An 8,759-nucleotide genomic window follows, 5' to 3' on the forward strand; every position below is an offset into this window, starting at 1 on the left:
GGTGCGCGCGAGTTGCTTGGGTTTGGCGGCCTCCGCGCTCACTCAAGCGTGAATGCGCGCACGATCTTCGACCTTTCGAGGGTGAATTGCTTCACAACCGATCCGCGCCGGTTGCGCTATGCCTCCATGGCTCGTTGCCATTGGAGGCATCATGCAGAAATTCTTTTGTCAATTGAATGAGAGCGATCACCGGATTGTACGGAAATGGCGGTTGGCAACGCTCGGCTTTTACGGGTCGATCCTGGCCGGTATGATCGTGTACGTGGCGCTGCACCGGAATCCCGAGGTGAACTATGCCTCAGCCGATTCCGCGACGGCCGCGAAAGTCGCGAGCGCCTCGCGGCACTGAGGGCTTCGTGCCGTTCGCGCCTTACTCCTCGGGGCGGGCGACGCGCCATTGCAGGGTCGTCGCGTTGCCGTTGGCATCGCCCGGAGCCTTGTCTGCGGGCGATGTGTAGAGCGGGCGATAGCGATAGGCCCACATCTTGCTGCCATCGTTGCGGTTGATCACGGTGAAGTCGCCGACCGCCCTGGCATCGGCGGGCGCGGCCAGCGGGGTCCAGCTCTCGATGCACTTGCCGTTGCAGTTTGACGTCCTGCCGGTGGTGTCGCGTTCGTAGTAGTACAGCGTCATGCCCTTGAGATCGACGAGCTTGGGGCCCTGCTTGGTGAGGATTACGCGTGCCGGCGCCGTCGTGGCCTCGGGCTTCGGCGGAGGAGGGGCATCGCCGCCGCCATGTCCGTTCGCAAGCGCATGGCCGGTGGAGAGCGCAATCGCCGCGGCAGCAATGACGAACCTGGGCATCCGAAACTCCCAAACAGAAAAGTTAATCGCGCCTTAAGCGCCGAATAGGCCTGACGGTAGCAGTCGAAAGGTTAGTTCCAGGTTTCGCGGCACTGCGACAATTACGGGCACAAATACGGGCTAGGCCTGCACATCGCGCAGCGGCGCACGGCTGAGTTCGTTGCCCGCAGCGATGGCCTTGCGCAACAGCCGCATCAGTTCCTCGCCTTCCCTGGCAGTAAGGCCGCGCAGCATGATGCGTTGCGCGGATTCGACAGCCGGCGTGATCTTGCGCAACGTGCGGCGACCTTCGTCGGTGATTTCGAGCTCACGGGCGCGGCGGTCGCGGCTGGAGGCGCGACGTTCCGCGAGCCCCTTCTGCACGAGACGATCGACCACGCCGGTGATCGTGGTGCGGTCATAGGCGATCAGCCCGGCGAGCGTCACCTGGTCGAGCCCCGGGTTGCCCTTGATGGTCGCGAGCGCCGCGTACTGCACCGGTGTGAGGTCGAAGCCGGCATCCTCAACCTCGGCCAGGAACACCGCCACCGCGATCTGCTGGAACCGCCGCGCCAGATGTCCGGGCATGTCGTTGTTGTCTTTCACCGAATTCTCCTTGATGTGGGGAGCGTGCGGGATCGTTGACAAGTATACTGATAGTCAGCATACTGAGCAATATCGAAACAGAACGTTGCCAGGGAGAGGTGCTCATGCAATTCCATCTCAATGGATTTCAGCCGGGCGATCCCGAGATTTCCGATCCCGCCGCGCGCGTTCAGGGCTCGGGTGCAGCGGGACCCGTTCCGGAAGAGGTCGACGTCCTCATCATCGGCTGCGGCCCGGCCGGTCTCACGCTCGCCGCGCAACTTGCACAGTTTCCCGACATCAAGACCTGCATTGTCGAGCAGAAGCCGGGCCGGCTGCTGGTCGGCCAGGCTGACGGCGTCGCCTGCCGCACGATGGAAATGTTCCACGCTTACGGCTTCAGCGAACGCGTGCTGAAGGAAGCCTATCGGGTCAACGAAACGACGTTCTGGAAACCGAACGAGCGGACGCCGGAGATGATCGTCCGCAGCGGCAGGGTGCAGGACGTCGAGGACGGGCTGTCGGAATTCCCGCACGTCATCCTGAACCAGGCGCGCGTGCATGACGGCTTTCTCGACGTCATGCGCAAATCGCCGGCCGGGCTCGAGCCTCATTACAGCCGGCGTCTGCTCGACCTCGATGTCGACCCCGCCGCCGGTCCGGCCGACCATGCCGTGACCGTCCGCCTCGAACGGGTCAATGCCGAGCACGAAGGCGAGGTCGAGACGATCAAGGCGCGCTACGTCGTCGGTTGCGACGGTGCGCGCAGCACTGTGCGCAAATCGATCGGCCGCGAGCTGCACGGCGATTCCGCCAACCACGCCTGGGGTGTCATGGACGTCCTGGCGGTGACCGACTTTCCGGACATTCGTTTCAAGGCCCTAATTCAGTCAGCGAAGGACGGCAGCCTTCTCATCATTCCGCGGGAAGGCGGCTACATGGTCCGCCTCTATGTCGAGCTTGCCAAGCTCGAAGTCGGCGAGCGTGTCGCCAACCGCAACATCACCGCCGATCACGTGATTGCCAAGGCGCAGCGGATCCTCAAGCCGCATACGCTCGAGGTGAAGGAAATCGCCTGGTGGTCGGTCTACGAGATCGGCCAGCGCCTGACCGATAAGTTCGACGACGTGCCGGAAGCCGAGGTCGAGACTCGCCTTCCGCGTGTCTTCATCGCCGGCGATGCTTGCCACACCCACAGCCCAAAGGCGGGGCAAGGCATGAACGTCTCGATGCAGGACGCCTTCAATCTAGGCTGGAAGCTCACTGCCGTGCTCAGGAAGCAATGCCCGCCGGCGCTGCTGCACTCCTATTCGGCTGAACGTCAGGCCGTCGCGAAGGAGCTGATTGATTTCGACCGCGAGTGGGCGGGGATTCTCGCCTCGGCAGCCAAGGCCGGCGGGGCTGATGCGGCCAAGACGCAGGATTATTTTGTGAGGCACGGCCGCTACACGGCCGGCACGGCGACGCATTACCGTCCGTCGATCATCACAGGTGCGACGTCCCATCAGCACCTTGCGGAAGGCCTTGTCATCGGCAAGCGCTTCCATTCTGCGCCGGTGATCCGTCTTGCCGACGCAAAACCGGTGCATCTCGGCCACGCCGCGCAGGCGGATGGCCGCTTCCGCATCTATGCATTTTCGCGCGCCGAAGATCCCGCAGCGGCGGGCTCGGCCATTCGTGCGTTGTGCGATTTCCTGACTGAGGCGCGGGAGTCGCCGCTCCGGAGATATACGCCGGCAGGTGCGGACATCGACACCGTGATCGATCTGCGTGCGGTCTTTCAACAGGATCACCGCGAGCTCGCCGTCGAAGCCATGCCCGCGCTGCTTCTGCCACGCAAGGGCCGCTACGGCCTGATCGACTACGAGAAGATGTTCTGTCCCGACCTCAAGAGCGGCCACGACATTTTCGCTATGCGCGGCATCGATCGCAAGGCGGGCTGCATGGTCGTGGTGCGGCCGGACCAGTATGTCGCGAATGTGCTGCCGCTCGACGGCTTCGCCGAGCTCGCGTCGTTCTTCGACGCCTTCATGCTGCAGGCGAGTTGAGGGCGAGGCTGCTTCGCTCTCGTTCGCTGCGCCGATGAACGGCGGATGAATATCGAACTCTGCGCGTGGCGTGTATGCCGTGCGCCTCAATCTTTTGACGGATGCGACGACAGCTCGCGGAACGCTCGTTCCGCTCGGGCGTTCCGACCTGCAGAGGAGGAACACGCCATGAGACTCAGAAGCGTTTTGATTGCCGCACTACTGCTCGCGCCGACGGCCGCGCTGGCCGCGCCGGGCATCGTCACCGTCTCGACCGGCCTGCGCGCCGGGCCGGGCACGGGCTTTCCCCTGGTCGATCGCGTCCCCGAGGGCGCCCGCGTCAACATCCATGGTTGCCTGAGAGGCAATGCCTGGTGCGACGTAAGCTTCTCCGATGACCGCGGCTGGGTTTCGTCGCAATATCTCGAATACCTGTATCGCAATCATTACGTCTATCTCCCCGACTATGTCGACGAGATCGGTGTGCCCGTCGTTCCTTTCGTGCTGAGCTCGTACTGGTCGAGCTATTACGAGGGGCGGCCCTGGTATCGCCGTCACGCCTACTGGAATGACTACTGGACCTCGCATGAGCGCTTCGCCACGCGGATGACGCTCGATCCGCGCGCGGCCCGCATCGGCCGTGCGGCGACGCGCGACGCTGCGATTGCGCTCGGACGCAGCGGTGCAGATGCCAGGGGGAATGCCGCGATCTCCGGTCGCGACGCCGCCACGGCACGACATGACGCCGCGATCGCAAAGCGCGAAGCCGCGACTGCGACGAGCCGCGCTACGGTCGAACGCCGCAACGCTGCGATCGCGAACGACCGCACCCGCGTCGGTCGAAGCGAGCGTTTCGCTCACGAGCGGGCCACCGTGCAGAGTCGCAATCCGCGCGATGCTCAGGCGCGCATGACGACGCATGAACAGGCTGCAGGTCGCGCCGCGGCCCGCGCACAGCCGATGGCACGCGCACATGAAGCTCCGCGCGTGTCGGCCGCGCCTGCCGCTCGCCCCGCGCCGCATATGGCGCAGCCCAATGTGAGCCATGGTTCGCCGGCGAATGCGCATGCGCAGATGCCGGCGCCGCGCGCGGCCGCGCCTGCGATGCCGCATGGTGGCGGAGGCGGTGGTGCGCCGCATATCAATGCCGCGCCTCATGGTGGCGGCGCGCCGGCCGGCGGTCCCGGTGACCATCAGAAGCACTAGCCTTGTCCAAAAGCCCGGCGCTCGCGCCGGGCTTTTTCTTTGGCCGGACGCGGGGCGCTTACAATTTAAGACAGTTCTTCGCGTGCAGATTTCATCGATCGTAAGTTTTCTACCGAAAGCTGTAGCCGTCCACTCGGGGCAGCGGGGCACGGGAGGATGACGATGAGACAGCGTCAGGCGGAGACGCGCCGCCAAAATGTCGCGAAACGGTCGATGGCCAAAGAGGCCAAGCAATTGACCGGCCTGATTGCCTCACTGCGCAAATCGCTCGAAGGCATCCACAAGCAGCGAACGAATACAAAGTTGTCTGGCGCCGAGATCGGCCTTCTCGATGAGCGGCGTAACAACCTCTTGCTTACCATCGCGGCTCTGGATGACCGCCTGTCGGCGGTGCAGGGGCTGATCGATCTCGGCCGGCCGCATATCATCCGTGTCCACTGAACGAATTGCGGGGCCGCGCTATCGGTTCCGTCGCGGCGGCGATGGACCCGGGCTCGGCTGGCGGCTTTGCATCGCATAGGGATTGGCGTAGCGCTGGGCGGCCTGCCCCGAGGTGGTCGCGGCGCCTTGTGCCATCGACGTGAAGCTGCAGTCGATGGAGCTGCCATCGACGGTGTACACCTCGATGCAGACGGAATAGCGCGGATCGTGGGTCTGCGCGCCTGAAGGTAAGGCGCCAAGCAAGCCCCCGACAAGCAGAATCGATGACATGATGCGGCGCATGGCCAACCTCCTTCGCTCGGCCGGGACCGGTGCCGGACCACAATGCTGCCGTGGACTGCACCAAATTGCCACATGTCCGGCGAATTGCCGCCAAAGCCCGCTGTCACGAGGAACTGGGGTGCAGGCAACGCGAGGGGATGCGCTTTTGGCCTACAAAATGGTCGCAGAACGCGACAACGAAAAGTACAGTTTTGCACGCGAGAGCCGGTTGCTCATCGTGGCGAAGGCGCGGGTCTGGGCGAGCGAGGGGTGGCGGGTCGTCATCACCGATCAGGACGGCAAGGCCTACGCGCCGGCCGAGTTCGATCAGTTGCTGGCAGTGTGACCGCGGGACGGGGCTAGGGGACGATTTTGACAACGCTATTTCGATCGGGGCGCGATCTCATCGCGCCTCTTGTTACTCTTGTCGCCGTCGTGCTGACGGCGACGGTGGCATCCGCGCAAAATCTCGACGCCGGGAAATCGCCCGCAAACCTTTTCGCCGACGGCTGCGCAACCTGCCATCGCAGCCCCCGCGGGCTTGCGAAGGGGCGCTTCAGCCTGACGCTCGCCTGGTTCCTGAAGGACCACTACGCGACCAGTTCCGACTCGGCCAAGGCGCTCGCCTCCTATCTGGAGTCCGTCGATGGCGCTCCGCGTGCGGCGGCCAAGCCCGCCGCGCGGCCGACGCGCCCGCCGCGTCCGCCACGACCGGTGCAGGATCATTAGTTGGATGCGTAGGGTGGGTTACGCTACTCTAATCCACCCTACGGGACTGTTTCGCCTTACGGACAAAGCCGCTACACGCGCCGATGGGTCTGCGCCAGCAACCGGTCGTGCACGGCGCGCAACTCGGCGCTCATGCGGGTCTGTCCCGTGGTGATGTAGGACAGCCAGGCGCCGTCGGCGGCGAGACGCACGACGTGAAGTTCGGGCGCGCCATCGGTTGCGCGATGGCGCTTCAGCCGCGCCTTCATCCAATCGTTCCAGAGCCGGCGCAGCGGCGGATCGGTGACGACGACCATGCTCAGCGCGGCCCAGGGCGTGTCGAAACCGAAGGCCCTGCCGGTGAACACCGCATTGACGTAAGCGCGCGTGAAACTGCCGCGTGGCTTCGGGTCCGCGGCGATGGCGGCGTCGATCTCGGCATCGACGCGGGCGAGGAGATTGGCGAACAGGCCCTCGATCAGCGCCTGCTTGCTTGAAAAATGATGAAACAGGCCGCCCTTGGTGACGCCGGCCGCCGCCGCTACCGCCTGCACCGTGACCCCCGAAACGCCATGATCCATGGCGATGGCCGCCGCGCAGTCGAGCAAGGCGCGCCGCACCTGCTCGGGCTGCTTGGCGCGGGTGTAGGCGCTGCCCGGCATCAGTGCACCGTCATCTCCGAGAACAGGTTGATGATCACGACGCCGGACACGATCAGCGCGATACCGACGAAGGCCGCGGCATCCAGCATCTGGCGAAACAGCACGAAGGAGATCGTGGCCGTCAGGATGATGCCGACCCCGCCCCAGATCGCATATGCGATGCTCAAGGGAATGACCCGGATCGCCACCGACAGCGCATAGAACGATGCGACGTAGAACAGCACCATCGCCAGCGTCGGCCACGGGCGCGTGAACTGCGCGGACTGCTGGAGGAAGGCGGAGGCCGTAACCTCGAAGATGATGGCGAGGGCCAGCGCAGCGTAGGCATTGAAGGCGGAGGTCATGACCGGCTCGGGCGTTTTGCGGCAAAAGATACCGCGCGGCAGGTATGTTTAGACATGGACCATGGCCTTTGCTAGGCTGGCCACGTCAGGAGCACGTATCACGCGTGAGTGACGAGCCCGCGACAAGGCCAGATCGCACGCAGTGGAATCGTCCGTGCCGGGGGGACTCGCGCGGCGTTGAGCAGATGGGGGAGGTCTCGACGTCCGGACATCATTGCCGTCGGCGAGCATCGCCATTCGCGAATCTCGAACGAGGCGATCTGGTCGAGGACCCGCTGCTGCATGTTGCGCCAGTCCGCCACGTCCTCCAGCCGGTGGCGGAAGTAGACACCAGCCTTCTCCTTGTGTGGATGGACTATCACAACCTCTGGCAGCGGAGCTTAATCGATGGGGCGGGCGGCAGTGTGGTTCCGGGAAACGCCGTTTACGGTCGATTAATGATCGGCTTCATGCGGGGGATACGTTAGGTTCGCTTCGTCCGTCCAGCAATCGAGCGCCGCGCCATGCATGTTCTCCGCCCGCAATTTCGCATCGAGGAGCAGCGTGCGCTGGCATTTGCGGCCCAGCGCGGTTTTGGCATGATCGTTGCCGCCGACGAGCGCGGCCCGCGCGGATCGCACGTTCCGTTCGTGCTGGATCAGCGCGACGGCCGCGCGATCGTGCAGATTCACCTGACGGCCAAAAATCCGCTTGTGCCGCTCGCCGACGGCAACAGGCGCTTCCTGCTGATCGTCTCCGGGGACGATGCCTATATCTCCAACGACTGGTACGCCTCGCGCGACAATGTCTCGACGTGGCTCTATGAAGCGGTGCATCTGACGGGCGCCGCGCACCTGCGCGGGCTCGACGAGAACCGCGTGCATGGCGACGCGCTGCTCGCGGCCGCCGAGGCGCGGCTTCAGAAGCAGCCCTGGGACCTCGCGCAGATGGAGCCTGGCAAGCGCGAGAGCATGCTCGCCGCGATCCGCGTCATCGATCTTGTCGTCGACGAGGTCGAGGGGCAGGCCAAGCTCAATCAGCATAAGAGCGATGCGGATCACGTTGCGATCGCCGATCGGCTGGCGCGGTCGGAGGAGACGGGCCACCGCCGGCTCGCGCGGAACATGCGGGCGCTGCGGCCGGGGCTCGGGTACGACGAAACGCCGTAGCCCGAATCATCCGGGCCACGCTTGCCTTACGGAGCAATTGATGGGTATCGCTTCGCTCGACCCATCCTACAGGTTCGCACATGCTCGTCATCTCCATTCAAAGCCAGGTGGTCCACGGCCATGTCGGCAACAGCGCGGCTGTCTATCCCATGCAGGCGGAGGGCGTGAATGTCGCCGCGGTCCCGACGACGCTGCTGTCGAACCATCCGCGCTATCCGACCTTGCGCGGGCGCGTGCTGGAGGCGGAGCTCGTGGCCGACCTGCTCAAAGGCGTCGAGGAACGTGGGCTAGTCGAACAGGCCGCGGTGCTCGTCACCGGCTATCTCGGCTCGCCGGACAATGCCGCCGTCATTGCCGATTTCGTCGAGCGCGCGCTGCGGTGGAATTCGAAGCTCGTCTATCTCTGCGATCCCGTGATCGGGGACGATGGCCGCATCTACGTGGCCGACGGCATCTTGGACGTGGTCCGGCACCGCCTGCTGCCCGCCGCAACGCTTATCACGCCCAACCAGTTCGAGCTGGCGCTGCTCTCCGGCGTCAACATTGCGGACGTGCAAGGCCTGCGCGCGGCGAGCGCCGCGATCGCGGCGGGG

General features: G+C 64.8%; 13 protein-coding genes. 8 read left to right on the forward strand and 5 right to left on the reverse strand.

What is annotated here, in order from left to right; translation table 11 throughout:
- Positions 1-211 precede the first annotated feature (211 nt).
- Complete coding sequence (locus AYJ54_RS50850; RefSeq protein WP_161491911.1) at positions 212-349, forward strand: hypothetical protein; 138 nt, start codon at positions 212-214, stop codon at positions 347-349.
- Positions 350-370: 21 nt separating this feature from the next.
- Here the strand turns inward: AYJ54_RS50850 and AYJ54_RS26845 are convergent, their stop codons facing one another.
- Both AYJ54_RS26845 and AYJ54_RS26850 read right to left on the reverse strand, forming a co-directional pair.
- Positions 371-805 (reverse strand): COG4315 family predicted lipoprotein, encoded by a 435-nt coding sequence (locus tag AYJ54_RS26845; protein ID WP_063703646.1) that lies wholly within the window; start codon positions 803-805, stop codon positions 371-373.
- 120 nt (positions 806-925) lie between these two features.
- Positions 926-1,390, reverse strand: coding sequence for a MarR family winged helix-turn-helix transcriptional regulator (locus AYJ54_RS26850; RefSeq protein ID WP_063704246.1), 465 nt, complete (start codon positions 1,388-1,390; stop codon positions 926-928).
- A 104-nt stretch (positions 1,391-1,494) separates the two neighbouring features.
- Between AYJ54_RS26850 and AYJ54_RS26855 the strand changes: the two genes are divergently transcribed.
- The 3 genes from AYJ54_RS26855 (at position 1,495) to AYJ54_RS26865 (ending at position 5,043) form a co-directional block, all read left to right on the forward strand.
- Entirely contained in the window at positions 1,495-3,417 is a 1,923-nt protein-coding gene (locus AYJ54_RS26855; RefSeq protein WP_063703648.1) for an FAD-binding monooxygenase, read from the forward strand.
- A 168-nt stretch (positions 3,418-3,585) separates the two neighbouring features.
- Positions 3,586-4,602 carry an SH3 domain-containing protein gene (locus AYJ54_RS26860; protein WP_063703650.1) on the forward strand — a complete coding sequence of 339 codons (1,017 nt, stop codon included), beginning with the start codon at positions 3,586-3,588 and terminating at the stop codon, positions 4,600-4,602.
- A gap of 162 nt (positions 4,603-4,764) precedes the next feature.
- Positions 4,765-5,043, forward strand: a complete 279-nt coding sequence (locus AYJ54_RS26865) for a hypothetical protein (protein ID WP_063703652.1) — start codon at positions 4,765-4,767, stop codon at positions 5,041-5,043.
- Positions 5,044-5,061: 18 nt separating this feature from the next.
- Here AYJ54_RS26865 and AYJ54_RS26870 read toward each other — a convergent pair whose 3' ends face one another.
- On the reverse strand, positions 5,062-5,325 hold the full coding sequence (locus AYJ54_RS26870; RefSeq protein ID WP_063704247.1) for a DUF3551 domain-containing protein: 264 nt from the start codon (positions 5,323-5,325) through the stop codon (positions 5,062-5,064).
- Positions 5,326-5,470: 145 nt separating this feature from the next.
- On the opposite strand from AYJ54_RS26870, the gene AYJ54_RS51420 reads away from it, so the two are divergent.
- Together AYJ54_RS51420 and AYJ54_RS26880 are read left to right on the forward strand one after the other, a co-directional pair.
- Entirely contained in the window at positions 5,471-5,650 is a 180-nt protein-coding gene (locus tag AYJ54_RS51420) for a hypothetical protein (protein ID WP_201724274.1), read from the forward strand.
- A gap of 26 nt (positions 5,651-5,676) precedes the next feature.
- Positions 5,677-6,033 (forward strand): hypothetical protein, encoded by a 357-nt coding sequence (locus AYJ54_RS26880; protein WP_063703656.1) that lies wholly within the window; start codon positions 5,677-5,679, stop codon positions 6,031-6,033.
- 71 nt (positions 6,034-6,104) lie between these two features.
- Here AYJ54_RS26880 and AYJ54_RS26885 read toward each other — a convergent pair whose 3' ends face one another.
- Positions 6,105-6,674, reverse strand: a complete 570-nt coding sequence (locus AYJ54_RS26885) for a TetR family transcriptional regulator (RefSeq protein ID WP_063703657.1) — start codon at positions 6,672-6,674, stop codon at positions 6,105-6,107.
- A complete protein-coding gene (locus AYJ54_RS26890) occupies positions 6,674-7,018 on the reverse strand; it encodes a DMT family transporter (protein ID WP_063703659.1) in 345 nt (114 codons plus the stop codon). Before AYJ54_RS26890 ends, AYJ54_RS26885 begins: the two co-directional genes overlap by 1 nt.
- A gap of 503 nt (positions 7,019-7,521) precedes the next feature.
- Here AYJ54_RS26890 and AYJ54_RS26900 point away from each other — a divergent pair.
- Together AYJ54_RS26900 and pdxY are read left to right on the forward strand one after the other, a co-directional pair.
- Positions 7,522-8,166: an FMN-binding negative transcriptional regulator gene (locus AYJ54_RS26900; RefSeq protein ID WP_063703662.1), complete on the forward strand. Its 645-nt coding sequence runs from the start codon at positions 7,522-7,524 to the stop codon at positions 8,164-8,166.
- Positions 8,167-8,246: 80 nt separating this feature from the next.
- A partial coding sequence (gene pdxY, locus AYJ54_RS52785) for a pyridoxal kinase (RefSeq protein ID WP_245329138.1) occupies positions 8,247-8,759 on the forward strand: 513 nt, incomplete at its 3' end.

Source organism: Bradyrhizobium centrolobii (assembly GCF_001641635.1).
GTDB lineage: Bacteria > Pseudomonadota > Alphaproteobacteria > Rhizobiales > Xanthobacteraceae > Bradyrhizobium > Bradyrhizobium centrolobii.